The organism is Metallumcola ferriviriculae (assembly GCF_035573695.1).
GTDB lineage: Bacteria > Bacillota > JADQBR01 > JADQBR01 > JADQBR01 > Metallumcola > Metallumcola ferriviriculae.
Genome location: NZ_CP121694.1, coordinates 2,075,462 through 2,100,841, shown reverse-complemented (window position 1 = coordinate 2,100,841; position 25,380 = coordinate 2,075,462). Strand labels below are relative to the sequence as shown.

The following is a 25,380-nucleotide window of genomic DNA, read 5'->3' as shown; positions in this document are numbered from 1 at the left end:
AATTCAATTGTGAGAATAACTTTCATATGAGACTATAAGTTCGTGAAGATTGTCACCGATTTCTCTCTGCCGAATTACACGCAGTTCACCCTCACCGGATGACTTCTTTTTCGGTTCAGCCCGGACAATCTTGACACGCACATCTTCATTGTATAATATTTTTTCTGCTTCATCAAGAGTCATTGCCACGACTGTGGAGATATGCACCATAGCTAAACTTCCATCACTTCTGCTTCTTTATGTTCAACAACCTGGTCAATCATTTCTATATGTTTATTAGTTGTCTCCTGTACGTCATCTAATGTTCCACGCAAGTCATCTTCAGAAATGTCACCGTTTTTTTCTTCCTTTTTCAGCTGCTCGTTTGCATCTCGACGAACGTTTCGCACACTAACCTTAGCTTCTTCTCCCTTTTTCTTAACAAATTTCACTAGTTCTTGCCGTCTTTCTTGAGTTAGCTGGGGAATAGCAATACGAATTACGTTACCATCGTTGTTTGGATTAAGACCGAGGTCAGATTTTAAGATAGCTTTTTCAATTTCCCCTATGATACTTTTATCCCACGGCTGTACCAACAACAAGCGGGGTTCTGGTGCAGAGATATTACCTACTTGATTTAACGGTGTAGGTACTCCATAATATTCCACTTGAATCTTGTCCAACAGAGCTGGGTTAGCCCTTCCGGCACGCAGAGTTGACAGTTCGCCCTTTAAAACCTCAATAGCACCATCCATCCTGTTTTTGGCATCATTTACGATTTTTTCAACCACCAGGATTACCTCCCTACATAAGTTCCTATGGCCTTACCCATAACAGCTTTCAAAATATTACCTTCTTGGTTGAGATTAAAAACTATCAGCGGAATTTTATTATCCATACACAGCGAAGCAGCTGTTGAATCCATAACCCCTAGACCCTTATTTAAAACCTCAATATAACTTAGCTCTTTATACATTTTCGCACCAGGGTTTTGGACCGGATCTGAATCAAATACACCGTCTACCTTTTTAGCCATCAAAATTACTTCGGCCTCAACTTCTGCAGCCCGCAAAGCGGCAGTAGTATCAGTAGAGAAATACGGATTACCAGTACCCGCCGCAAAAATCACGACTCTACCTTTTTCAATGTGTCTAATTGACTTTCGACGTATATACGGTTCTGCTATCTGTCTCATCTCGATGGCGGTTTGTACCCGCGTATCTACACCATGGTTTTCAAGAGCATCTTGCAGTGCTAAGGAATTAATCACCGTGGCAAGCATACCCATATAGTCTGCTGTAGCCCTATCCATCCCCTTAGCGCTGCCGGCAACCCCACGCCAAATGTTTCCACCGCCAACAACAATTGCTACATCAACACCAGCATCTTTCACCTGTTCAACCTGCTTAGCAATGGAATTTAAGGTCTCTTGACTGATGCCGTATTCGTTACCTCCAGCCAATGCCTCACCGCTAAGTTTCAACACCACACGCTTATACTTCGGCTCATTCATCAATGGCCTACCTCCATTTATGACAATAATTCTTTCTACACGAACAAGTAAAATCCTTTCATTCGGCCATTATTTTTTTTAAAAAAGAGCACAAACGAGTGTGCTCTTAGCCTTTTTGCTGCGTCATAGCTTGCACTTCGGCAGCGAAATCATCTTCTTTTTTCTCCATGCCCTCCCCAAGCTCAAATCGGGAGAAACGGCGAATACTTATATTTTCACCAATGGTAGCAATTTTCTCAGTAATCAGATCCCCTACTGTTTTGTCTGGGTCTCTGATATACTCCTGCTCTAACAAGCATATTTCCTTAAAAAACTTGTCCAAGCGCCCTTCCACCATTTTTTCAACAATTTTTTCAGGTTTTCCTTCGTTTAAGGCCTGACTTTTCAATATTGATCGTTCTTTGTCAACCTGCTCCTTAGGTACGTCCTCTCTTTTGACATACATAGGATTAGCTGCCGCAACTTGCATGGCAATGTTCCTGGCCATTTCTTTAAAATCGTCGGTTTTAGCCACGAAATCAGTTTCGCAATTAATTTCTACTAATACGCCAATACGACCGTTGCCATGTATGTAAGACTCTACAACACCTTCAGAAGCAACGCGCCCAGCCTTTTTAGCAGCAGCAGCCAAACCCTTTTCGCGCAAGAATTCAGCGGCCTTGTCCAAGTCACCATTAGTTTCTTGCAGTGCCTTTTTGCAATCCATCATCCCAGCACCGGTACTTTCGCGCAATTCCTTAACAAGTTTTGCAGATATCATTTGTATCCTCCCTTCCGATTAGCAAGAAAATCGATTTCATCGCCTTAGGCGCATTGAGGTAATCGCTTATCTTGTCCGAGGAAATTATTCATTTCTCTACATTAAAATAGTGCCCCTCCTAAGGAGGGGCTGTAATTATTCTGCTACCGCCTTAGCCGCATTATCTGCTTCAGCTTTCTCTTCAGTCTCAACACTGTTGGACCCTTCAATAACGGCATCAGCCATTTTACTGGTTAACAGTTTTACTGCTCTGATAGCATCGTCATTTCCAGGAATAACGTAATCGATCTCATCGGGATCGCAGTTGGTATCAACAATAGCAATTATTGGAATACCGATACGACGAGCCTCAGCTACCGCAATTTTTTCTTTGCGTGGATCAACAATGAACAGTGCTCCAGGTAGTTTTTTCATGTCCTTAATACCACCGAGAAACCGCTCCAGTTTTTCTTTTTCTCCATTCAAATGAGAAACTTCTTTTTTAGGCAGTACATCCCACATGCCTTCAGCTTCCATGCGCTCTAATTCATGCAGTCTATCAACCCGCAGACGAATAGTCTTAAAATTAGTGAGCATGCCACCCAACCAACGCTGGTTTACAAAATACATGCCACAACGTTCGGATTCATCACGAATGGACTCTTGTGCCTGCTTTTTAGTTCCGACAAAGAGAACACTTTGTCCATCTGCAACTATTTCGCGAACAAAATTGTACGCATCTTCAATCATGCGGACGGTTTTCTGCAAATCAATAATGTAAATCCCATTACGCTCAGTAAAAATATACTTAGCCATTTTAGGATTCCAGCGCCTGGTCTGATGACCAAAGTGAACCCCGGATTCTAATAATTGTTTCATGGAAATCACACCCACGGTTACACCTCCTCCCTTGGTTTTCTTCCTCCGCTTCGTTCGTCTTTCTTCGGAACCTTTTGTAGGCACCCCCGAAGAAATCCCGAAAGCGTGTGTTTTAGACACCATGTATAAGTATAGCAAAATTTTCTGCCGGCCACAAGCTAATGTTTGAAAAGTTTGTTGAAAATGTCGAGTTAGAATTTAATGCTTCAATTTTTTGATTTCATTTAATAAATTATCATTCAAAACCCTAATATAGGTGCCCTTCATGCCCAATGATTTCGATTCAATCACCCCGGCACTTTCAAACTTGCGTAAAGCATTCACAATTACAGAACGGGTAATGCCCGCCCGGTCGGCAATTTTACTGGCAACTAATACCCCTTCGCTACCATCAAGTTCCTCAAAAATATGGTCCACGGCTTCCATCTCTGAATATGAAAGTGTTCCCAAGGCAATGTGCACTGCCGCCTTTTTCCTTGCTTCTTCTTCCACTCTCTCCGCCTTTGACCTTAATATTTCCATGCCTACAACCGTTGCCCCATATTCAGCTAGGATTAAATCTTCATTAGTAAACTGGACATTGAATTTTGCTAGTACCAATGTGCCTAACCTTTGTCCGCCTCCGTTAATTGGAACAATGGTGACCAACTTATTATTAAAAAGGCATTGGTCTTCTTCAAAAATACATGCATTGGCAATCTGGTTGAAGTTGGCTTTTGTCTCATGCGTTCTCAATAATTCTTCATTATATTCTTCCGGAAAACGTTCGGATTTGGTAACTATATCTTCCATAATGGCACAAGAAAACCCTTCCATAAAAGTATATCCTAATATTTTTCCGTGCCGCCCTACGATATAACAATTTGCATTAATGTTTTCCGATAGTACCGTCGCCATTTCCTCAAAATCAACAGGGTTCCCCGCTGCTTTTTGCAGCAACTTATTAATGTTTCGTGTTTTTTCTAACAGTGTTTTCATTTTTTTATCTATCCCCCTAAAAAATCTATAAGATATATCTAGCTAAATCCTGATCCTTTACGATACCAGCAAGTTTGTTTTCCACATATGCACTGTCAATAACAACTTCTTTGGTACCAAATTCCGGAGCATTAAAAGAAATTTCCTCCAACAATTTTTCTAAAATTGTATGTAAGCGCCTCGCACCGATATTTTCCATACGTGTATTTACTTGAAAAGCAATACTAGCAATACTAGCAATAGCATCTTCTTTAAAGTTAATTTTTATTCCTTCTACTTCCAGAAGTGCTATGTATTGTTTGATTAAAGAGTTATGCGGTTCAGTCAGAATTCTGCAAAAATCCTCCTGATCGAGGCTTTCCAGCTCCACTCTAATGGGAAAACGTCCCTGTAGTTCTGGAATTAAATCGGTAGGTTTGGAAACATGAAAAGCTCCAGCGGCAATGAAAAGAATATGGTCAGTCTTCACCGCACCGTACTTAGTCATTATCGTTGACCCTTCCACTATTGGCAAAATGTCCCTCTGTACCCCCTCCCGAGACACATCGGGCCCCTGGGAACTATCTTTTCCAGCAATTTTATCAATTTCATCCAGAAACACAATTCCTTCTTGCTCAACTCTATGAATTGCCTCATTATTGACTTCTTCAACATCTATCAATTTCTGAGCCTCTTCCTGAGATAAAATCTGTCTGGCTTCTCTAACCTTAACTCGACGTCTTTTTTTGTTCTTAGGCATCATCCCACCTAAAATGTCCTGAAGATTAATACCTAGCTCTTCCATGCCTGATCCGGAGAAAACCTCCAGCATCTGTGGGCGAGTATCGCTTACCTCCACCTCAATGGTTTCATCCTCCATTTCGCATCGTTTCAACTTTTCTTTCAGGATATCTCTTTTTTCTTCAGCCCTTTTTAGTCTCTGCTGGTATAGTTCATCCCCTTGACTTTCCTGTTTGTTTTTGTTGGGAAAGAAAAATTCCAACGGATTACTCTCCTGCTTATCGTTTTGCGGCATGGGGGCCATAATATCTAAGATGCGGTCTTCAGCAAGCTTTTCTGCTTCAAATAGAACACTGCCAATTTTTTCATTTCTTACCATCCTTATTGCTGTGTCCACCAAGTCGCGGACCATGGATTCCACATCTCGCCCAACATAACCTACCTCGGTAAACTTACTAGCCTCAACTTTGATGAAAGGTGCTCCTACCAGTTTGGCCAACCGCCTAGCAATTTCCGTCTTGCCTACACCGGTAGGCCCAATCATTATGATATTTTTTGGTAATACTTCGTCTTGCATATCTTCGGGCAATCTTTTACGCCGATATCGGTTTCTTAAAGCTACCGCTACACATCGCTTAGCTTCCGACTGCCCCACTATAAACCTGTCCAATTCCCGAACTATTTCCCGAGGCGTCAAATTTTCCATTAGCGTCCCCCCTTTAGCTGCTCCACAGTAATGTTATCATTAGTAAACACACATATAGACGCCGCTGTCAATAACGCTTCTTTCACTACAATATCAGCAGGTAAATTGGTATTGTTAACCAGTGCCCTAGCAGCAGCCAATGCATATGCACCGCCAGATCCAATAGCAGCAATATCATCGTCAGGTTCAATAATCTCACCGGTGCCGGAAATTATTAAAAGATTGTCTTTATTTGACACCAACAATAATGCCTCAAGCTTACGAAGAACCCTATCGGTGCGCCACTCTTTGGCCATTTCTACTGCCGCTCTAATTAAATCTCCATAGTACTCTTCAAGCTTTTTCTCAAACATATCAAACAATGATAACGCATCGGCTACAGATCCTGCGAATCCGGCAATTACTTGACCATTGTATAAACGGCGAAGTTTCTTTGCACCATGTTTCATGACCGTCTTATCACCAAAGGTTACCTGACCGTCGCCGGCCATGGCCACTATGCCATTTTTTTTAACTGCAACAATTGTTGTGGCGTGAAACATAATTCCCCCCCTTACGCTCGTGGATGAGTGTTTTGATATACTTCTTTTAACCGTTTTTTGGTCACATGAGTATAAATTTGTGTAGTAGATAAACTAATATGTCCTAGCAGTTCCTGAACCACACGTAAATCCGCCCCTTGATCCAGCATGTGCGTAGCAAATGAGTGACGTAATGTGTGTGGCGAAACTTTTTTGGCTAACGCCAATTGTTTTACGTACTTGTCCACGATGTAATGCATACCCCTGACAGTTAGCGCATCTCCTCGATAGTTAACGAATAGGGCTCCGGACCTTGAAAGGGTTAATTTAGGCCTGGCTTCTTTTAAATAAGTAGAAATAGCATCTGCAGCTTTGCTGCCGAAAGGGACTAAACGCTCCTTAGCCCCTTTCCCCATAACCCTAACATACCCCAAAGAAACGTCTACGGAGTCTAACTTTAGTAATGCCACTTCACTTACCCTAGCTCCGGATGAATAGATGAATTCTAGTAGGGCTTTGTCCCTAATGCCGAGAGCATTTCTTTCATCCGGCGCTTTCAAAAGTTCAATGACCTCTTCATAATATAAAAAGGATGGCAGCTTTTTGTCCTGTTTCGGAGTCTTTATCATTAAAACCGGATTCGTTTCAACCACTTGTTCCTGATTCAAATAGCGGAAGAATGAACGTAATGCGGCCAATTTCCTTGCCGCTGTAGTCTTCTTGCAACCGCCTCGTATTAACCAAGATAGAAACTGCCTGATAATACGATAATCAATTTCGGAGGGCCTGACTTGGGAAGGCTCTTTATTAAGAATATCTGCCGTAAAAAGATTGAACTGAAAAATGTCTTTTTGGTAGGCAATATTAGTCAGTGGCGAACAATTTTTATGTACCTTTAAATAAATTTGGAAGGCATCTAATGCCTCCTCCATGCTAGTCATCCCTATAATCCTCCAGCTAAACATTATTATGTTAACATATTCACAAGCTTCTGACAAGCATTATAACAGTGACTAAAAGGTTAAAGCTTTAGCTGCCTTAAATTGCGCCAGACTGGCTAATGCTCTTTCTGCCAGCATTTCGTTTTTACGTGACTTTGGTTTTATTTTTTCCCCTAAAGGCGGTAATAAACCAAAGTTAATATTCATAGGTTGAAATTTATTAGCGTTGGCCTCCGATGCATAAGCACATAAAGCACCAATAGCGGTATCCTGAGGAAAAGATAACAATGATTTGCCACTGACAAACAATGACGCGTTCAGTCCTGCTACTAAACCACTTGCCGTGGACTCCACATAGCCTTCAACACCAGTAATCTGCCCAGCAAAAAAAATTTCTTCTTTTTCGCTCATCTGCATGGTTTCTTTAAGTAACCGTGGTGAATTGACAAATGTATTGCGGTGCATTACCCCGTATCTAACAAATTCTGCTTGTTCAAGTCCCGGTATCAGGCGGAAAATCCGTTTTTGGTCGGGCCATTTAAGATGTGTTTGAAATCCAACTATATTATACAATGTAGCCGCCCGATCGTCCTGCCGCAGTTGTACCACTGCAAAAGGTTCCTTACCCCTCTTCGGGTCAACTAACCCCACCGGCTTCATCGGGCCAAATAAAAGTGTCTGATATCCTCGTTTAGCTAGCTGCTCCACCGGCATACACCCTTCAAAAAAGCGTTCCTTTTCAAACTCTTTAACTGGCGCCAGTTCAGCACTGATTAACTCTTGATGGAATTGAGCATATTCGTCTTGATCAAGGGGACAATTAATGTAATCTGCATCGCCCTTATCATACCGTGATGCTCGGAATGCTTTTTGGTAATCAATGCTCTCAGCCGCGACAATCGGGGCTGCTGCGTCATAAAAGTATAAATATTCTTCGCCGGTCAACACACTTATTGCCGACGCCATCTTTTCTGATGTTAAGGGCCCGGTGGCGATAATAACCGGCCCTTTCGGCACTTCCATTTCTTCACTTAAGTCTACATCTATAAACGGGTTGCCCCAAATTCTATCAGTTATTTCCTTAGCAAAGGCTTCCCGGTCCACAGCCAACGCTCCACCAGCGGGAACCCTGTGTTTGTCCGCACATGCCATGATTAAAGAGTCCATTTCCCGCAGTTCTTCTTTTAGTAAGCCTACTGCATTGGTTAAACTCGTACCTCTTAAAGAATTGCTGCAAACCAATTCTCCAAAAAAGTCTGTTTTATGAGCCGGAGTCATTTTCTTCGGCCTCATTTCAACTAATTTTACATGAATTTGTTTCTTCGCTATTTGCCAAGCCGCTTCGCTTCCTGCTAGTCCAGCGCCTACTACGGTAATTTGCATAAAATTCCAACTCCTACTGTTCGGCCTGTTTTTTGACTTGACGGCGATAAGTACACTCTTTATTTCCACACTCTACCCTTGTTCCATGTTTCTTTGATTGCTTTTCCACCATATATGTATTACATTCCGGGCAGCGCTCTTCCACCGGCTTTGCCCAGGAAATAAAATTGCAGTCAGGGTAATTACTGCAGCCAAAGAATTTACGTCCTTTTTTACTGCGTCGTCCCACAATCTTACCCTCGCAAAGGGGGCATTTGACACCGATTTCTTCCAAAAGTGGTTTTGTGTTTCGACAATCGGGAAACCCGGGACAAGCCAAAAATTTGCCGTAACGACCAAATTTTATTACCATATTGCGGCCACATTTCTCGCATAGAACATCAGATACCTCATCTTCTATTTCCACCTGACCCATTTCTTCTTCTGCCTTATCAAGCAACTCTTTGAATGGGCCATAAAAATATTCCATCACGTCACGCCAGTCCCTATGACCTTCCTCAACCTCATCCAATTCTGTTTCTAAACTAGCCGTGAACTCAGCATCCACTATATCGGGAAAGTATTCCTTTAAAAGCTGTACTACCACTAGGCCAAGTTCAGTGGGGTGAAACTGCTTTTCCTCACGTGCCACATAACCCCGAGATATAATGGTCTCTATAGTAGGTGCATAGGTACTTGGCCTACCAATACCCAATTCTTCAAGAGTTTTAACCAGAGATGCCTCACTATAGCGCGGCGGCGGTTGAGTAAAATGCTGTTTATCAATTAATTGGTCTAATTCGAGCTTGGCCCCTATGTTAACCTCGGGCAGCAAGTCATATTTTTCTTGAATGCTTTCATCATCGTCAATGTAGATTTCCATAAAGCCGGCAAATTTGATAATTGACCCCGTTGCCTTAAATAGATATTTTCCGCCGGAAATCAGTACAGTAGTGCTTTCTAGCAGAGCAGAGCTCATTTGGCTGGCTAAAAATCTTTTCCAAATCAAAGTGTACAAACGATATTGATCCCGAGACAAATATTCTTTGATTTCTTTCGGAACACGCCCTATATCTGTTGGTCTGATAGCCTCGTGAGCGTTTTGAGCAGATTTTTTGTTACCAAATTGGCGCGGTTGTTCCGGAATATATCTACTTCCATACCTTTCCTTGATATAGTCCCGGACCTCTTGTTGAGCAGACTCTGCAATGCGCGTAGAATCCGTACGAATGTAAGTAACAAGACCCACAGCACCTTCTTTGCCAATATTAATACCTTCATACAATTGTTGAGCAATACGCATTGTTTTTCTGGCAGTATAATTCAATTTCCGGTAAGCATCCTGTTGTAAGCTACTGGTGGTATAAGGTGGAACAGGATTACGCTTTTTATCCCGCTTCTTAATATCGTCAACAATATAGGTACAATCCTGCAATTCGGCAAGCACTCGCTCCATATCCTGCCTGGATTTTATTTCAATATTTTTACCTTCAAGCTTTGCTAACTTAGCTTCTAGCTTTTCTGTCTTAACTTGAAAAACGCCATCTAGTGTCCAATATTCTTCTGGTTCGAATTCGTTAATTTCTTCTTCACGGTCACATATTAATCTAACTGTCACTGATTGCACCCTACCAGCACTTAATCCTTTTTTGACTTTTCTCCACAGCAAAGGACTAAGATTGTAGCCAACCAACCGGTCCAGAATTCTTCGAGCTTGTTGAGCATCCACCAAATCAAAATTAATTTTTCGAGGATGTTTCACTGCATTAGTTACGGCACCTTTTGTAATCTCATTAAATTGGATGCGACAGTTTTGATCTATTTCCATCTTTAACGCATGGGCCAAATGCCAGGCAATTGCCTCTCCCTCTCTGTCCGGGTCAGGAGCCAGCAAAATATTGTCGCTTTTCTCTGCAGCTTGACGAAGTTCTTTTAATAACTCGCCCTTACCGCGAATGGTGATATACTTAGGTTCAAACCTTTGTTCAACGTCTACACCAAATTGACTGCGCGGTAGATCTCTAACATGCCCCATGGAGGACTTTACTGTATAATTTCTTCCTAGAAACTTGGAAATTGTTTTTGCCTTCGCCGGCGATTCCACAATTATAAGTGTCTTTGCCAAAAATCTTCACCTCAAATTCTTACGATTAAATGTCGTTAATCATTATAAACATGGATAAGGTTAATTATAACTATTTGTTAAAAATTATTAAATCGCCTGATAATAACTGCCTGGCAACTTCTTAACCAATCCCTTTACTTCAAGAAACAATAGTAACGACTGTAGACGTTCCATAGAATGGCCTATATCTCCCGCCAGTTGTTCAAGATGTATTGGTCCGCCGCAAAGCAAAGATATTATTTCTTCTTCCTCAGCGGTAAGTAGAACTCCTTTTTTACCCGGAGCATTATTCTTCCACAGGCCGCTGCTGAAACCCAATTGATTTAGTACATCATCAGCGTCTTCGACTAGAAGTGCCCCTTGCTTTAATAATCTGTTAGTGCCAACACTATTGGCACTGTTAACCGGACCAGGTACCGCAAAGACGTCTTTCCCCTGTTCCAAGGCCAGATCAGCCGTAATCAAACTACCACTTTTTTCTGCAGCCTCTACCACTACTACTCCAGAACTCAAACCACTAATAACTCGGTTCCGAATAGGAAAATTCCTCGCTTCGGGAGGAGTATTAGGAGGAAATTCCGATATTACCAAACCTTTGGTGCAAATTTCCTGATAAATCTCTTTATTTTGTTTAGGATAGCAAATATCCACGCCTGAACCCAAAACCGCTACAGTCTTGCCCTGGGCACCTAGAGCGCCCTTATGAGCTGCTGTATCAATGCCACGAGCCATTCCACTGACAATAACTAACCCACTGGATGCTAGGTCAGACGCTAAGTTATAGGCCACCTTTGCACCATACGCAGTGGCCCTGCGGGAACCAACCACCCCGATTGTCTCATCCTTTAATATAGTAATATCCCCACGGTAGTAAAGCACCAGTGGTGGGTCGTAAAGCCATGTCAGCCTTTCCGGGTAATCGGGATGATCAAGATGGATAAAATAAATTCCGTTTTCTAAAAGCAGTGCAGTCTCCCTGTGCGGGTCAAAATTCTTTCGGAACTGCAAAAAGGTTTCAATCTGCGCCTGAGATATTGCTGTTTGGCGCAACAGTTCAGCAGAACATGTCCATAACTCTTCAACACTGCTGAATTCCTGCAGAAGCTGCTTTAATGACCTCGGACCAAAACCCGGTACTTGACTTAAACCCAGCCAACAAATATCCTTCATAAACGCTCCCCATCCCGAAAACCTTTTTTCAATGCTTTCGGGGTAGAAGGGCAATTTCCTTCTTATTGAAAAAAATTCATGCTAATGAATCGGCGGCAGTTTCTGTCTTTTGGTGAGTACACCCTGAAAAAGCGTGTCCCTTTCTCTTATCTGGTCCAAAACATTAGTCATAGTAAATTGATATGGATGAATACTGCGCTGCTCTACTTCCTCCCAGGAGATCGGCATTGAAACGGTCGCGCCCGGTACCGGGCGTACGCTGAACACTGAAGCCATTGTTCTACCGGCCCCATTTTGAAGATAATCAATATATACCTTATTTTTACGGTCTTTAATATTGCGAGCAGTTGTAGCCTTTTCCGGATAGGCCGAGGCAATCATTTCTGCCAATCCCCTAATAAAATTTTGAACCTGAGAGTAGCTGTACAGCGGTTGGATAGGAATATAAATGTGTAACCCTTTTGATCCGCTGGTCTTAGGATAACCCATCAATCGAATGCTTTCTAAGGCTTCTCTGATGATTTTTGCCATGCTCAAGACATCTTGCCAAGTTGACCCCTCAGCTGGATCCAAATCAAAAACCGCTATATCGGGCTTCGTCGGGTTTGTATAAGATGCGAGCCAGGTATGCATATCGATACACCCCTGATTTACCACCCAAAGAATGTCCGCCACTTTATTTATGATAATATAATCAATGACCTTCTCACGTTTACCCATCGCAACTCTTCCCAACCAGTCTGGTGCATAATCCGGGCAGTCCTTCTGAAAAAAATGCTTCCCGTCTATGCCATCGGGATATCGTTTCATGGTAAAAGGTCGCTTTTTAATGTAGGGCAGAAGAAAAGGACCTGCTTTGTCGTAATAGTTAAGCAGATCGCCTTTACTAAAATTATCATTAGGCCAGAACTTTTTCTCTAAGTTTTTAAGCGTAACATTTACATCGTCTGTATTATAAATAAATTCCTTCAATTATTTCCACTCCGATTAATTTATTTTCTTAATTTTTTCACCAACTTTAAACAAAACTAAGTAAAAAACAAATAACTGAGCAACTCCAGTAACCAGTGCAGCGACAATTCTCATTCCATTAGTCACGGCTTCACCCCCACCGTTTTATTAGTTATAATATTATTTTATTCATGTTAAATATATTATTTCTGTTAAATCAATTTTTTAACACAACAAAAATAAAGACCGGGAGATGACCCGGTTAGAGTTAGTAAAATTAATTATTTTGTCGTGGTTGACAGCTGTTGTTCCGCCATCTGGATCATTTTTCTTACCATGTGTCCACCAACTGAACCGCAGTCCCTGGACGAAATTTCGCCCCAATAATCTTCTGAACCTTGATAAACAGGAATGCCAAGTTCACCGGCAATTTCATACTTCATATTATCTAAAGCCTTGTGAGCCTGGGGCACTACATGTTTCTTCCCTTGTTGTCCTTGAGCCATCATTATCACCTCCTTTAATTGGTATTAGTTTTTCCCGGAGGCGAAAAATTATGGTGAATAATTAAAGGCATAATTGTTTATGGTTGCCAAAGTTTCTTTAAGAGGATGTTCAAAAAGTCCATCGCAGGTGAGCGGCGAATTTCTGCGTTGCTCAGTCTTTGAGACTGCTCACGTACGCCACCAGTACGCTCCGCGTCTGAAAGCCTTCGCGCCTTGAACTTCTTGCTCCTGCTACAATGGACTTTTTGAACACGCACTTTAAATCATTTTTCTTGGTAAAAAACTTCGAATTATTTATTGCAAGTTACTTCTGTCAAGACTTCTATATTGAATTGCTTCCGCCAAATGACTGCTTGATATCTCTTCTTGCCCAGCAAGGTCTGCAATAGTTCTTGCGACTTTCAAAATTCGATGATGGGCGCGCATACTTAAGCCCAAGCGGTCATATGAAATTCTCAGTAAGTTTTCTCCTTCTTTATCCACTTTACACCATTTTTTAAGGGCCTTGACATCTAATTGACTGTTTGTATAAAATCCTAAACCTTTATATCGCCAGGTTTGTACTTCCCTTGCCTTGATAACCCGTGACCTAATTTGTGAAGAAGATTCCGATGTCTTTACAACTCTAGTTTCATCAAAGGCCATTCTGGGCACCTCTATTTGAATGTCTATCCGATCTAGTACAGGACCGGAAACACGACTTCGATAACGTCCGACCTCATAGTCACTGCAGGTACATTGTCTGGAAGGGTCTCCGAAGAAGCCGCATTTACAGGGGTTCATTGCTGCAATCAACATAATTTCAGCTGGGTAATCAACAGTTGCTGAGATCCTGGATATTGCCACATTACCATTTTCCAATGGCTGCCTTAAGGATTCTATCACATCCTTACGATATTCCGGCAGCTCATCTAAAAACAGTACCCCGTTATGAGCCAAACTAATCTCACCTGGCTTAGGTATACGGCCACCACCGATAATACTTGCGGAAGATGCAGTATGGTGTGGTGCACGAAAAGGCGGCCGAGTAATCAACGGGAAAACAGGATTTAATTGCCCAGCAGCACTATACACCTGGGTGATTTCAATACACTGCTGCCTGGTCAATGACGGTAAAATTGAAGGTAATCTTTTAGCCAACATAGTTTTACCGGAGCCTGGCGGTCCCACCATTAAAAGATTATGACCACCAGCTGCTGCAATTTCCATTGCGCGTTTCGCACCGCTTTGCCCTATTACATCAGCCAAATCCGGATCCAATTCTTTGTTACAATCATCAAGCCGCTTAGGCTCAGCAGGTGTAAGAGCTAAGCCCTCATTAAAGTCCATCGCCAATTGCCGTAGGCTTTCTGCCGGGTAAACCCGTATGTTATTAGCTAGTGCACCTTCCCAAGCATTAACTTTTGGCACAAAAAAGCAATCTTTACCAAGCTGTGATAATGCTAATGACATGGGTAATATACCGGAAACTGCTCGAACGGTTCCCTCTAAAGACAGCTCCCCTACAAATACCTTGCCGCAAAGAGCGTCTAAATTTAGCTGTCCGTTAGCAGCCAATATAGCTAAGGCAATGGGCAGGTCAAAAAAAGGACCAACTTTTTTTATATCAGCCGGTGCCAGATTTACAGTAACTTTCTGATCAGGGAAACGAAAACCGCTGTTACGGATGGCAGCTTTAACCCTGTCTCTTGCCTCCCTAACTGCAGCGTCGGGCAAACCGACTATTTCAAAGCCAGGCAACCCCAATGATACATCCACTTCCACCTTTATTAAGCAAGCGGAAATACCAATTAACGAACAGCTTTCAACTATCGCTAACATATGAAAACACCCACACCTTTATCGCATTAGATTCTTAGTGGTATTTTTCTACAAAATTTTCCATTAACCTTCTCACAAATGCCTTTTATCCCTAATTTAGTAGCTAGCTAATTATTTCAGGAATTTAATGCTTAATTCATTGAGTTGAATTTAATGTCAAGATATAATAAAATAACTGCAAACATAAGAAGGAGGAAAAAAATGGCGGAAATAGTCCCAATTAAAGGTCTACGTTACAATCCTAAAATGGTAGCACACTTAGAGGAAGTAACCACCCCACCATACGATGTAATAGGACCTGAAGCACAGAATCGTTTCTATGAACAGCATCCCTACAATATAATTCGTTTAGAGTTAGGAAAGACTTACCCCGATGACGATACTGATAATAACCGTTATACTCGAGCATCAGAGATTTTTAAGCAATGGCAGCGTGATGGCATTTTGGTTCAAGACAGCACTCCCAGTTTATACCTTTACCGCCAGGAGTTTTCAATCAATGGAAATACCTATAATCGTACCGGTTTCATTACCGGTCTAAAATGTGTGGATTACGGACGCGGCGAAGTTCTTCCGCATGAGGAAACCCTTCCAAAAGCTAAGACCGACCGCAAACTCCTATTAGAATCCTGTCAGGCGAATTTTAGCCCGATTTTTGGTCTTTACGACGAAGAGGAGAAATCATCTCAGAAATTGCTTTTAAAGGTATGTCAATCCAAGGAACCTGATTGCACGGTTTCTGACAGCACCGGCGTAATTCATAGGCTTTGGGCTGTGACAGACATTGATGTCATCAACAAAGTACAAAAGAACTTATTCGCTAAAACCATTTATATAGCGGATGGTCATCATCGCTATGAAACTGCGTTGAAGCATGCTGAAGAAATGAAAGCAAAAGGTCATGACGGGTATGGTCACATTATGATTACTTTGGTTAATCTTCACGACGATGGACTGATTATCTTGCCCACTCACAGAATGATAAAAAACACTTCTGCGGAAGACTTAACTCGGCTGCTCGCCGAAAGTAATAAATACTTTATCATCGAAAAAGTAGCTGCTGATGCTGGTGCCCTTGAAGATAGGTTAAATGAGACAAGTAAATCGGCCTTTGCCATATATGCGGGCGGCGATCAAGCGTATTTCCTTACCTTAAGGCCGGATTGCTACCCGGAAACCTTATATGGTTTGGATAAGAGCTTACATTGGCGCAAACTAGATGTTGCCATTCTCCATAGCATGTTGTTAGAAAATGTTTTGGGACTTGGTAGTGCGGAAAGAGCATCAGGTGATTTTATCACTTATACTCGTAACGGGAAGGACACCATTGATAAAGTAAAGAATGGAGACTTCTGCTTTTCAGTACTTATGCGGCCAACTCAAGTTGAACAAGTTACTGATGTTGCAGGTGCCGGAGACAAAATGCCCCAAAAGTCAACATACTTTTATCCCAAATTAATCACCGGTTTGGTTATTAACCCGTTGGGCAGTAAATAACTCAATCAGAAGAAGCCCTCTTTTTAAAAAGAGGGCTTCTTCAATGTATTGCAACTTTACTTGCAGCTAATACCTTTTAAAATTAAAAGGCATGCTTTATCACATTAATTTCTGTGACTTCACCCGCTGGGGTTAAATACACACCTACTACATCAAAGCGCACATTTCCCACATATTCTTCTACGGACTGCAGGTAGATCACTGCTAATTGCCGTAATTTTTTTTGCTTTCTTATATCTACACTTTCAAAAGGCGAACCAAAACGAGCAGATGTCCGACTTTTGACCTCCACAAAGACCAATGTATCGCCATCTCGGGCAATGATGTCAATCTCCCCATACCTACAACGGAAATTACGGGCAACAATTTGATAGCCAAATTTCTTTAGATGGAGAACGGCTGCATCTTCTCCTCTTTTGCCCTTATCTACCCTCCCCTTTGTCGGCATGGATTTCACCTCAATTATCAAAATTTACTTTTCATAAATATGAAAAAATGCCTTATGCCATAGAAGACTTACCAGCTTGCTGGTCTAGTCGCACGGCCCCCCTTTTAGGGGTGGAAATCTTAGCTAATTTTAACCAGCAAAAGTTTTAATTTTGACTGGTATAAAATACCGGTATAAAAAGAAAAGCAGGGAAGAAACTCCCTGCTTATGGTGTTTGATTAAAACGGGAAGAACACATGAGCTACGTTTAAAGCAACATTAGTAAGCGGCTCGGGATAAATCCCAAAGAATACACTTACAATCATACATATTAACAATGCTGCTTGAACACTGAATGGAAGCTTAATCTTATCTGCCCCTTCTACTGGTTCTCCCAAGTACATCACCTTGACTACCATGAGGTAGTAGTACACTGATACCATGCTCATACCTATACCCAGGAAGGCCAACCAAAGGTAGCCTTTCTCAATAATTGCGGTAAATAGGTAAAACTTACTGACAAATCCCGCTAACGGCGGAATACCTGCCAGTGACAGCAAGGATAACAGCATTACGGCAGCCATAAACGGTGAACGTTGGGCCAAGCCGGTATAGTCTTTGATTTCATCACTTCCGGTGTGGTTATAAAAGGAAATAGCCACAATAAAAGCACCCATGTTAGCAAAGACATATAGGATTGAATGGAATAATATTGCCGCAATTCCTAAAGCGGAAAAAGCAACCAAACCAAACAACAGGTAACCCGCCTGAGCAATACTGGAAAAGGCCAGTAACCGCTTAATGTTAGTCTGGGGAATAGCAACAAAGTTACCAAATAAGACAGTTAAGGCAGCCAGTACAATTACGATAACCAGCCAAACATCTGATGCCAGCGCGGGCAAGGCGATTACCAGTATCCGTATCATTGCCGCAAAACCGGCAGCCTTGGAAGCTACCGCCAAGAACGCAGTAACCGGTGTAGGTGCACCCTCGTAAATGTCCGGGGACCACATGTGAAAAGGCACTGCAGATATCTTAAATGCAAAACCAGCTATTACAAAGATGGTGCCCAACACCATCAACGGTTGTATACCGCCTTGCATTGCTGCTGCAATCTCGGAAAACACAGTGGAACCGGCCGCGCCATAAACAAAACTGAGACCATATAGTAAAACAGCGGAAGACATAGCCCCTAGAATTAAATACTTGATACCAGCCTCAGATGCCTTGGCATCTTTTTTACGATAAGCTGTCAAAATGATGAATGTGATTGTCATCAGTTCCAGGCCCACATAAAGGGAAATCAAGTCGCCGGAAGATGCCAACACCATCATCCCCAGTGTAGCAAAAACCAGCAAGCTAAAAAACTCTGCCTGGTTATATCCCAAGCGAAGGATATAGTCATATGAAGCAAGGCTGACCAAAACTGCCGCCAGCAGGAATATCTGCTTGAAGAAAGTAGACAGCGGGTCAATCACGTACATTCCGTTGAACAAGGTTTCATTCACACCTGAAAAAGCCAAAGTGGAAATCAGAATGCCAGTCAGACCAATAGTGGTCAAATAACTGATGCCTCGCCACTGTCCCTTTGGTACCAATAAACCAATTACTAACAAGCCGATTGCCAAGACGGTAGTTAGAATTTCAATACTCAGCAGTGTAATGTTCATTAGAATATCCCCCCTACCTTGGCAGCCGCACTGAGCTTAGCTGCAAGTGGTGCAACCCCATTGTTGATCAAACTGATCAGAGGTTGGGGGAAGAAACCAAATAGCAGCAGTGTGCCAATCAATATCACATACGGCACTAACTCGATACCTTTTGCATCTTCTAAATGGTCCCATTTAGCATTACGCGGTCCGAAGAAGACGAATTGCACAACTCTCAGCACGTAAACAGCGGTAATAACTACACCCAGAATTGCCAAAATGGACAGTACTCGGAAGTGTAGCCAACCAAACAAAACTTTATCTACAGAAAACGATCCAACAAATATCAGAAATTCCGCAACAAAGTTATTTAAGCCAGGTAAGCCCAGCGATGCAAGGCCACCAATAATGAAGCCCACAGCGATACGCGGCATCTGATGAGCCAAGCCGCCAAAATCTGCAATCATCCGAGTATGGGCTTTATGATAGACATTACCAACCAGCGAGAAGAATAACGCTGTCATAATACCATGGGCAAACATCTGAGCTACAGCACCGTCAATGCTCAAAGTATTGAGTGATGCTATACCCAGCAGCACATAACCCATGTGACTAACACTGGAATAACCGATAACGAACTTTAAATCCTTTTGTTTCATGGCTACCATAGCCCCATAAACCACGTTAATGATACATAACACGGCAATTAATGGTGCCCAGAACTGAGCTCCTTGCGGGAAGAAAAAGATGCCGGCACGGATAAGACCGTAACCACCCAATTTCATCAATACGCCAGCATGAAGCATACTTACTGCCGTAGGTGCCGCAACGTGACCATCGGGAGACCAAGTATGCAGCGGCCACATGGGAACCAGGAATCCAAAACCTACCATGAACAAGAAGAATATAAACTTCTGGAAACCGACATCGTAATTAACTGACGCCAACTGGACAATGTCAAAGGTACGAAAACCCAAATGCTCTGGCTGTGCTGCATATAAGAACAGGGCAATAATACCAATCAGAGCAAATGCACTACCCACCAACAAATATAAAGTCAGCTTCATGGCTGCGTACTCTTTGCGGGTGCTCCCCCAGACGCCAATTAATATATACATGGGAATTACCGCAACTTCAAAGAACAAATAAAAGAAAAACAAGTCTCTGGTAACAAACACGCCGAAGACACCCGCAACCAGGGTTAACAGGAATACAAAAAACTCTTTTACCCTGTTATGCATATCCCAAGATGCAAAAACCCCTGTAAAGATTACCAAAGAAGTTAATAAAACCAATGGTAGACTGATGCCATCAACTCCAACGGAATAAGCAATACCGAAGCTATCCACCCATGGAATACTTTGAGTAAACTGCAACCCGCCCAACGATCGGTCATACGCTATAAATGCGTAGATGGACAGCGCCAGGGCAACAAAAGTGGCTACCGCAGCAGTAATCTTGATTGTCAGGTCTTCCTTCTCTGGGATTAAGATGATGATCAATGCTCCCAGCAGCGGCGCTAAGACTATAGCAGTTAAAATTGGAAACATGTTATATCCCTCCTAACGCCGGTACAGCTATCCATAACACAATCAGGATAACCGCTGCGAAAATTACTAACGCATAGTTTTGAAGACTTCCGGTTTGAACAAAACGCAGTCGGGCACCGGTGGCCCGAATAAAATCGGCAAAACCATCTGCGATACCGTCCACAACCTTACGGTCGCTCCAGTTAAAGGCTGCGGAGATATTTAACACAATATTATCAAAGAACCATTGATACACTTCATCAATGTAGTACTTGTTATAAAGCAGGTTCCAAACAGGCAGAAAACGCTGTTTCAATGCCTCAGTATCCACTGCTTTCTTATAGTACATAAACCAAGCTACGACAATTCCGGACAAAGCAATCAAAGTGGATGTTACCATCAACATATAATCCGGTTCAGCATGGTGCGGTTCTCCGAAATAAACTAAAGAGGAAAAACCATGCTCCACAAAGGGCGCACCAATGAAACCTGCAAACACTGAAAATACAGCTAAGATTAAGAGTGGTAATGTCATTGTCCAAGGTGACTCGTGCGCATGGTGGTCAGAATGTTTCTCACCAAAAAACGCCACAAAAATTAACCGGAACATATAGAACGCTGTTAGAAATGCAACTATGGAACCGATGATATAAAGACCGGTAAAGCCACCATCTTTAGTCACTAACAAAATTTCGTCCTTACTCCAAAAACCAGCTAACGGGAAAATACCAGCTAGGGCTAAAGAACCAACAACAAACGTCCATGTGGTAATTTTCATCTTCTTATATAATCCACCCATGTCAAAGATGCTGTTAGAGTGAACGGCATGTATCGCACTTCCTGCACCCAAGAATAATAACGCCTTAAAGAAAGCATGAGTGGTCAGATGAAACATACCGGCCGTAATGCTGCCAACGCCGATAGCCATAACCATGTACCCTAACTGACTGAGAGTAGAAAACGCCAGAATACGCTTAATGTCGTCTTGAACAATAGCAATTGAAGCGGCAAATATTGATGTGAAACCGCCGAGATATGCTATTACTAACAGTGCAGCAGGAGCAGCGTGGAAAAGAACAAACCCTCTAGCCAATAAATAAACACCGGCAGCAACCATTGTCGCTGCGTGAATTAACGCACTGACAGGAGTCGGGCCTTCCATTGCATCAGGCAGCCACACGTGTAACGGAAACTGTGCCGACTTACCTACTGGACCGATAAACACCAGTATGGCTACCATAGTCAAAAACGCAGTATTATCAAAGTGCTCTATCGCTCCTGCTAATTCACCAAAATTAAAGGTCCCGAATACCAACCACAGGAAAAATATGCCTAGCATGAAGCCGAAATCGGCCACCCTGTTGGTGATAAAGGCCTTTTTATTAGCATTAGCTGCCGAATTCTTGTAGAAGTAAAAACCGATCAACAAGTAAGAACAAAGGCCCACCAATTCCCAGAAGAAAAACATCTGGAAATAGTTATTAGCTACAACCAATCCCAACATTGAAAAGGTAAATAGGGATAGGAAAGCGAAAAATCTTGAAAACCCTTCATCATCGTGCATATAGCCGATAGAGTAAAGTTCAACCAATGTTGCAACAATGGTTACCACTACCAGCATGACGGCAGTTAATGGGTCTACCAACACCCCGGCTGTAATCTTTACACCAGGCACTTCCAACCAGGATACAAAATACTCTACTGGCGCTTCCATGGTTATATGTCCTGTAATAACCTCAAATAATACACCTACAGAAACCACCAGTGATGACAAAATACCCGCCAGTGCCGTCAAGGCACTCAACATCCTAAGCTTTTTGGTAACAAAGGCAATCAGCACAAAGGATATTACGGGAAATAAAGGTATTAACCAGGCTAACTTAATCCAGGTAAAATCTGCCATTGAACTTTTTCCACCACCTTTTTAGTAGCAATTACTACCACTTCAACCAGTCGAACTCATCAACATTTGTGGTTAAGCGGTCACGGTAAATATTAATAATCAAGGCCAACCCTACAGCCACTTCGGAGGCTGCAACAACGATAACAAATATGGCGAATATGTTTCCGGACAAACTGCCAGGGTTTAAATACCTGTCAAAAGCCAATAAGTTGATATTTACCGCATTTAGCATTAATTCGACGCCCATTAGCACCGCCACAGCACTGCGTTTCGCCAATGCACCATATAAACCGATGGAAAATACCAGTGCCCCTAAAATAAGAAAGTGGTATAACGTAATCATTGGGGCTTACCCTCCCCCCTAGCCAACAGGATAGCGCCTACCATTGCCACTAACAGTAATACCGCTGCTACTTCAAAAGGTATTACGAAATTCCCTAATAAAGAGTCGGCAATGGGGCCAACGGTACTTTCAGGCATAGCTGCTGTACTCAATACCCAGTCAGTCTTCAAAATAATTCTTTCTACAATGAGAAAGAATACTAATGCCACAATTCCACCGCTCAACTTATAACTGTTAAACATGTTACTATTTTTGATATCACCGCGAACAGTAAGCATCACACCAAAAACAATGAGTATAGCTACTGCCCCGGCATACACCAAAAGTTGAACCGCGGCTAAAAAATCTGCCTGTAACAGAATGTATAGTCCCGACACGCCCACAAAAGTGACAATGAGGAACAGTGCACTGTGTACAATATTACGCAACAAAACAACTGCCAATGCTGAACCAACCACTAATATGGTAATCAGCCAAAAAATAATTGGATTAGTCACCTATCTCACCCCTCCATCGCTTCGCCGGATTGGGTTTCTGTGCTGCCGCCAGATTGGTGAAGATTGAGTACAGCATCTTCCCGGGTATAGCATGACAATTCAAATTCCTGAGTAAAGTTGATAGCGTCAGTTGGACAGCTTTCCACGCACAAACCGCAGAATAAGCATAAGCCGATGTCCATCTGATAGCCATCCAGCTTTCTCTTTTTGTCTTCACCCTTGCTGCTTTCAATATTAATTACATTATTGGGGCAGGTTTTAGCACAAATCCCACAGGCAATACATTTTTCCACATCCAACGCAAATGAGCCATGGAAAATCGGAGACAAATTAGGCATTTCCTCCGGGTATTGCTCGGTAATGGCCTTACCAAAGAAATGCTTTAACGTAATTCCCAATCCTTTTAACAAGCCTTGACCGTACATCTTCTCACCACCCTATGGTCTGAACCATTCAAATATTTTTATGCCAATACCAGTCACCAAAATGTTCACCAAAGATAGCGGCAGGAGAAACTTCCAGTTCAAATTCATCAGGTGATCTACACGAATTCGTGGATAAGTCCAACGCACCCACATGAACACGTAAATCATGATATAAACCTTAATTACGAACCATATCCATGACGGTGCCAGGGGACCAGCAGGACCACCCAGGAACAACGTCACCGCTAACGCTGACATAGCTACCAGATTAGAATATTCAGCAAGGAAAAAGAGTGCCCACCGCATGCCGCTGTACTCGGTAGTTGCCCCGGCAATCAGTTCTTGTTCGCCTTCCGGCAAATCAAAAGGCGCCCGATTTAATTCTGCTGTGCCGGCAATAAAGAATATCAGGAAAGCAACCGGCTGTAATACGATGTACCATACATCAGACTGGGCAGCCACGATATCAGACATTTTCAGTGAACCGGTAAGCATTACCACTCCTAAAATGGAAAATACAAACGGAATTTCATAACTTACCATTTGAGCTACTGTACGCATACCGCCTATCAATGAATACTTGTTGTTCGAACCCCAGCCAGCCATCAAGAATGCAATGGTTGTACTGGAAGAAATCGCAATGAAATAGAAAACACCAAGATTTAAATCCACAGCAATCATACCACTACCAAAAGGAATTACAGCATAAAGCATCACTGCCGGTATGAATACTATGATCGCCGCCAAACGAAAAACCCAACGGTCCGCCGCTTGGGGCACGATGTCCTCTTTACTTATAAGCTTAATTACATCCATGGTAGTCTGAAGCAATCCTCGCGGGCCCATTCTATTGGGGCCCAAGCGCTGTTGAAAATAAGCACTGAGTTTTCTTTCAAGATATACCAAGTACAGCACGTTTAATAGAACAAAACTAAGAATTGCGGCAACATAAATGACCACCATTATCAAATTAACCAGGCTATCTCCCATTCCCATGGTAAATAACCAATTTCTAATCACATCACCAAGATTTAAAAACAGTTTTTCCATAAACTCTTCTCCCCTTTATGACACACTAGCGGTCAACCTCTCCAAGAACAATGTCGATTGAAGCTAAGATGACAACTGCATCCTGGATATTACCGCCTCTGGCAATCTCGGGATAAACTCCTAAGTTTACAAATGAAGGACTGTGAATGTGGTTCCTATAAGGTTTGGTAGTGCCATCACTAACCAAATAATAGCCCAGCCATCCTTTAGCGCCCTCAATCTGATGGTAAGCCTCACCGGCCTTGGGTTTAATCACTTTAGGAACTTTAGCCATTATTTCGCCTTCAGGAATATCCTTCATGGCCTGCTTGATAATCCGCAAGCTCTGCCGCATTTCTTCCATCCGAACGATAAACCGGTCATATGAATCACCGTTTTCACCAGTAGGAATATCAAAGTCAAAGCGGTCGTAAATGCCGTAAGGTTGATTCTTTCTTAAATCGAAACAGTAACCGGAAGCACGAAGATTCGGACCGGTAATACCATAATTGATTGCAGTTTCAGCATCCAATTTACCTACACCCTTGGTCCTGGATTGAAAAATTTCGTTACCGGTAATTAAACCATCGTATTCTTCGAAACACGCGGGAAGATCATCCACCAGTTCTTGTAACCCTTTCATGAACTCATCGGTCAAGTCATGAGATACCCCGCCAATCCTGGGGTAATTCAGGGTTAACCGTGAACCGGTAATCATCTCGAACAGGTCAAGAATTCTCTCCCGATCACGGAAAGTATACATCCAACCGGTAAAACCATTAAGGTCTAACGCGTAGCTGCCAATATAAACCATGTGGCTGGCTATACGTTGAAGTTCTGATACTATCACCCTAATATATTCAACACGTTCCGGCAGTTCAATATCTAACAGCTTTTCAACAGCCTGAACATAGCCGACATTATTTAGGATGGCTGCCAAATAATCCAACCGGTCAGTGTAGGGGATAAATTGAGTGTAAGTGCGATCTTCCGCAAGTTTTTCCATACCCCGATGCAGGTACCCCATAACGTTCTCAAGGTCAGTAACATACTCACCGTCAAGAGTCAAGATACAACGATATACACCGTGTGTACTAGGATGCTGTGGGCCCATATTCAGGGTAATCTCTTGAGTTTTAAGAATTTTATCTTGCGCTTTTGCCATGAAAC

General features: G+C 42.4%; 25 protein-coding genes. 1 reads left to right on the top strand and 24 read right to left on the bottom strand.

Annotation, left to right across the window (positions count from 1 at the left end; all coding sequences use genetic code 11):
- Positions 1–3: 3 nt before the first annotated feature.
- The 15 genes from MFMK1_RS10515 to MFMK1_RS10445 form a co-directional block, all read right to left on the bottom strand.
- Positions 4–210, bottom strand: coding sequence for a hypothetical protein (locus MFMK1_RS10515; RefSeq protein WP_366921666.1), 207 nt, complete (start codon positions 208–210; stop codon positions 4–6).
- A gap of 2 nt (positions 211–212) precedes the next feature.
- Positions 213–770: a ribosome recycling factor gene (gene frr / locus MFMK1_RS10510; protein ID WP_366921665.1), complete on the bottom strand. Its 558-nt coding sequence runs from the start codon at positions 768–770 to the stop codon at positions 213–215.
- A gap of 5 nt (positions 771–775) precedes the next feature.
- Entirely contained in the window at positions 776–1,492 is a 717-nt protein-coding gene (gene pyrH, locus MFMK1_RS10505) for a UMP kinase (RefSeq protein ID WP_366921664.1), read from the bottom strand.
- 106 nt (positions 1,493–1,598) lie between these two features.
- The gene (tsf, locus tag MFMK1_RS10500; protein WP_366921663.1) at positions 1,599–2,252 is read right to left on the bottom strand and encodes a translation elongation factor Ts; all 654 of its coding nucleotides are present in this window, start codon (positions 2,250–2,252) and stop codon (positions 1,599–1,601) included.
- 135 nt (positions 2,253–2,387) lie between these two features.
- Positions 2,388–3,125, bottom strand: a complete 738-nt coding sequence (rpsB, locus tag MFMK1_RS10495; protein WP_366924923.1) for a 30S ribosomal protein S2 — start codon at positions 3,123–3,125, stop codon at positions 2,388–2,390.
- A 183-nt stretch (positions 3,126–3,308) separates the two neighbouring features.
- Positions 3,309–4,088, bottom strand: coding sequence for a GTP-sensing pleiotropic transcriptional regulator CodY (gene codY, locus MFMK1_RS10490; protein WP_366921662.1), 780 nt, complete (start codon positions 4,086–4,088; stop codon positions 3,309–3,311).
- A gap of 25 nt (positions 4,089–4,113) precedes the next feature.
- Positions 4,114–5,514, bottom strand: a complete 1,401-nt coding sequence (gene hslU, locus MFMK1_RS10485; protein WP_366921661.1) for an ATP-dependent protease ATPase subunit HslU — start codon at positions 5,512–5,514, stop codon at positions 4,114–4,116.
- On the bottom strand, positions 5,514–6,056 hold the full coding sequence (gene hslV, locus MFMK1_RS10480) for an ATP-dependent protease subunit HslV (RefSeq protein WP_366921660.1): 543 nt from the start codon (positions 6,054–6,056) through the stop codon (positions 5,514–5,516). Before hslV ends, hslU begins: the two co-directional genes overlap by 1 nt.
- An 11-nt stretch (positions 6,057–6,067) precedes the next feature.
- Positions 6,068–6,976: a tyrosine recombinase XerC gene (xerC, locus tag MFMK1_RS10475; RefSeq protein ID WP_366921659.1), complete on the bottom strand. Its 909-nt coding sequence runs from the start codon at positions 6,974–6,976 to the stop codon at positions 6,068–6,070.
- 72 nt (positions 6,977–7,048) lie between these two features.
- A complete protein-coding gene (gene trmFO, locus MFMK1_RS10470) occupies positions 7,049–8,359 on the bottom strand; it encodes a methylenetetrahydrofolate--tRNA-(uracil(54)-C(5))-methyltransferase (FADH(2)-oxidizing) TrmFO (protein WP_366921658.1) in 1,311 nt (436 codons plus the stop codon).
- A gap of 13 nt (positions 8,360–8,372) precedes the next feature.
- The gene (gene topA / locus MFMK1_RS10465; RefSeq protein ID WP_366921657.1) at positions 8,373–10,463 is read right to left on the bottom strand and encodes a type I DNA topoisomerase; all 2,091 of its coding nucleotides are present in this window, start codon (positions 10,461–10,463) and stop codon (positions 8,373–8,375) included.
- A gap of 87 nt (positions 10,464–10,550) precedes the next feature.
- Positions 10,551–11,633 (bottom strand): DNA-processing protein DprA, encoded by a 1,083-nt coding sequence (gene dprA, locus MFMK1_RS10460; RefSeq protein WP_366921656.1) that lies wholly within the window; start codon positions 11,631–11,633, stop codon positions 10,551–10,553.
- Between the two features lie 81 nt (positions 11,634–11,714).
- Positions 11,715–12,605, bottom strand: coding sequence for a non-homologous end-joining DNA ligase (ligD, locus tag MFMK1_RS10455; protein WP_366921655.1), 891 nt, complete (start codon positions 12,603–12,605; stop codon positions 11,715–11,717).
- A gap of 260 nt (positions 12,606–12,865) precedes the next feature.
- Positions 12,866–13,090 (bottom strand): alpha/beta-type small acid-soluble spore protein, encoded by a 225-nt coding sequence (locus tag MFMK1_RS10450; RefSeq protein ID WP_366921654.1) that lies wholly within the window; start codon positions 13,088–13,090, stop codon positions 12,866–12,868.
- Between the two features lie 294 nt (positions 13,091–13,384).
- Entirely contained in the window at positions 13,385–14,911 is a 1,527-nt protein-coding gene (locus tag MFMK1_RS10445) for a YifB family Mg chelatase-like AAA ATPase (protein WP_366921653.1), read from the bottom strand.
- A 201-nt stretch (positions 14,912–15,112) separates the two neighbouring features.
- On the opposite strand from MFMK1_RS10445, the gene MFMK1_RS10440 reads away from it, so the two are divergent.
- Positions 15,113–16,408, top strand: a complete 1,296-nt coding sequence (locus MFMK1_RS10440; RefSeq protein ID WP_366921652.1) for a DUF1015 domain-containing protein — start codon at positions 15,113–15,115, stop codon at positions 16,406–16,408.
- A gap of 82 nt (positions 16,409–16,490) precedes the next feature.
- On the opposite strand, the gene MFMK1_RS10435 is transcribed toward MFMK1_RS10440, so the two are convergent.
- The 9 genes from MFMK1_RS10435 to MFMK1_RS10395 form a co-directional block, all read right to left on the bottom strand.
- Entirely contained in the window at positions 16,491–16,856 is a 366-nt protein-coding gene (locus MFMK1_RS10435) for a YraN family protein (protein WP_366921651.1), read from the bottom strand.
- Between the two features lie 218 nt (positions 16,857–17,074).
- Complete coding sequence (locus MFMK1_RS10430) at positions 17,075–18,505, bottom strand: NADH-quinone oxidoreductase subunit N (protein WP_366921650.1); 1,431 nt, start codon at positions 18,503–18,505, stop codon at positions 17,075–17,077.
- Positions 18,505–20,034: a complex I subunit 4 family protein gene (locus MFMK1_RS10425; protein ID WP_366921649.1), complete on the bottom strand. Its 1,530-nt coding sequence runs from the start codon at positions 20,032–20,034 to the stop codon at positions 18,505–18,507. The genes MFMK1_RS10430 and MFMK1_RS10425 overlap by 1 nt, the downstream gene beginning before the upstream one ends.
- A gap of 1 nt (position 20,035) precedes the next feature.
- Positions 20,036–21,916: an NADH-quinone oxidoreductase subunit L gene (gene nuoL / locus MFMK1_RS10420; RefSeq protein WP_366921648.1), complete on the bottom strand. Its 1,881-nt coding sequence runs from the start codon at positions 21,914–21,916 to the stop codon at positions 20,036–20,038.
- 34 nt (positions 21,917–21,950) lie between these two features.
- The gene (gene nuoK / locus MFMK1_RS10415; protein WP_366921647.1) at positions 21,951–22,259 is read right to left on the bottom strand and encodes an NADH-quinone oxidoreductase subunit NuoK; all 309 of its coding nucleotides are present in this window, start codon (positions 22,257–22,259) and stop codon (positions 21,951–21,953) included.
- Positions 22,256–22,756 carry an NADH-quinone oxidoreductase subunit J family protein gene (locus MFMK1_RS10410; RefSeq protein WP_366921646.1) on the bottom strand — a complete coding sequence of 167 codons (501 nt, stop codon included), beginning with the start codon at positions 22,754–22,756 and terminating at the stop codon, positions 22,256–22,258. Before MFMK1_RS10410 ends, nuoK begins: the two co-directional genes overlap by 4 nt.
- Before the next feature lie 5 nt (positions 22,757–22,761).
- Positions 22,762–23,181, bottom strand: a complete 420-nt coding sequence (locus MFMK1_RS10405) for a NuoI/complex I 23 kDa subunit family protein (protein WP_366921645.1) — start codon at positions 23,179–23,181, stop codon at positions 22,762–22,764.
- Between the two features lie 12 nt (positions 23,182–23,193).
- Positions 23,194–24,231, bottom strand: coding sequence for an NADH-quinone oxidoreductase subunit NuoH (gene nuoH, locus MFMK1_RS10400; protein ID WP_366921644.1), 1,038 nt, complete (start codon positions 24,229–24,231; stop codon positions 23,194–23,196).
- A 25-nt stretch (positions 24,232–24,256) separates the two neighbouring features.
- Positions 24,257–25,375: an NADH-quinone oxidoreductase subunit D gene (locus MFMK1_RS10395; RefSeq protein WP_366921643.1), complete on the bottom strand. Its 1,119-nt coding sequence runs from the start codon at positions 25,373–25,375 to the stop codon at positions 24,257–24,259.
- Positions 25,376–25,380: the final 5 nt, after the last annotated feature.

Bases quoted from the DNA above. Each gene is read 5' to 3' on its own strand.
- hslV (WP_366921660.1), bottom strand. From the start codon at position 6,056: ATGTTTCACGCCACAACAATTGTTGCAGTTAAAAAAAATGGCATAGTG.
- nuoL (WP_366921648.1), bottom strand. From the start codon at position 21,916: ATGGCAGATTTTACCTGGATTAAGTTAGCCTGGTTAATACCTTTATTT.
- nuoK (WP_366921647.1), bottom strand. From the start codon at position 22,259: ATGATTACGTTATACCACTTTCTTATTTTAGGGGCACTGGTATTTTCC.
- tsf (WP_366921663.1), bottom strand. From the start codon at position 2,252: ATGATATCTGCAAAACTTGTTAAGGAATTGCGCGAAAGTACCGGTGCT.
- MFMK1_RS10435 (WP_366921651.1), bottom strand. From the start codon at position 16,856: ATGCCGACAAAGGGGAGGGTAGATAAGGGCAAAAGAGGAGAAGATGCA.
- MFMK1_RS10445 (WP_366921653.1), bottom strand. From the start codon at position 14,911: ATGTTAGCGATAGTTGAAAGCTGTTCGTTAATTGGTATTTCCGCTTGC.
- MFMK1_RS10425 (WP_366921649.1), bottom strand. From the start codon at position 20,034: ATGTTTCCAATTTTAACTGCTATAGTCTTAGCGCCGCTGCTGGGAGCA.
- MFMK1_RS10515 (WP_366921666.1), bottom strand. From the start codon at position 210: ATGGTGCATATCTCCACAGTCGTGGCAATGACTCTTGATGAAGCAGAA.
- codY (WP_366921662.1), bottom strand. From the start codon at position 4,088: ATGAAAACACTGTTAGAAAAAACACGAAACATTAATAAGTTGCTGCAA.
- pyrH (WP_366921664.1), bottom strand. From the start codon at position 1,492: ATGAATGAGCCGAAGTATAAGCGTGTGGTGTTGAAACTTAGCGGTGAG.
- nuoH (WP_366921644.1), bottom strand. From the start codon at position 24,231: ATGGAAAAACTGTTTTTAAATCTTGGTGATGTGATTAGAAATTGGTTA.
- hslU (WP_366921661.1), bottom strand. From the start codon at position 5,514: ATGGAAAATTTGACGCCTCGGGAAATAGTTCGGGAATTGGACAGGTTT.
- dprA (WP_366921656.1), bottom strand. From the start codon at position 11,633: ATGAAGGATATTTGTTGGCTGGGTTTAAGTCAAGTACCGGGTTTTGGT.
- MFMK1_RS10450 (WP_366921654.1), bottom strand. From the start codon at position 13,090: ATGGCTCAAGGACAACAAGGGAAGAAACATGTAGTGCCCCAGGCTCAC.
- xerC (WP_366921659.1), bottom strand. From the start codon at position 6,976: ATGACTAGCATGGAGGAGGCATTAGATGCCTTCCAAATTTATTTAAAG.
- MFMK1_RS10395 (WP_366921643.1), bottom strand. From the start codon at position 25,375: ATGGCAAAAGCGCAAGATAAAATTCTTAAAACTCAAGAGATTACCCTG.
- trmFO (WP_366921658.1), bottom strand. From the start codon at position 8,359: ATGCAAATTACCGTAGTAGGCGCTGGACTAGCAGGAAGCGAAGCGGCT.
- MFMK1_RS10440 (WP_366921652.1), top strand. From the start codon at position 15,113: ATGGCGGAAATAGTCCCAATTAAAGGTCTACGTTACAATCCTAAAATG.
- MFMK1_RS10405 (WP_366921645.1), bottom strand. From the start codon at position 23,181: ATGTACGGTCAAGGCTTGTTAAAAGGATTGGGAATTACGTTAAAGCAT.
- MFMK1_RS10430 (WP_366921650.1), bottom strand. From the start codon at position 18,505: ATGAACATTACACTGCTGAGTATTGAAATTCTAACTACCGTCTTGGCA.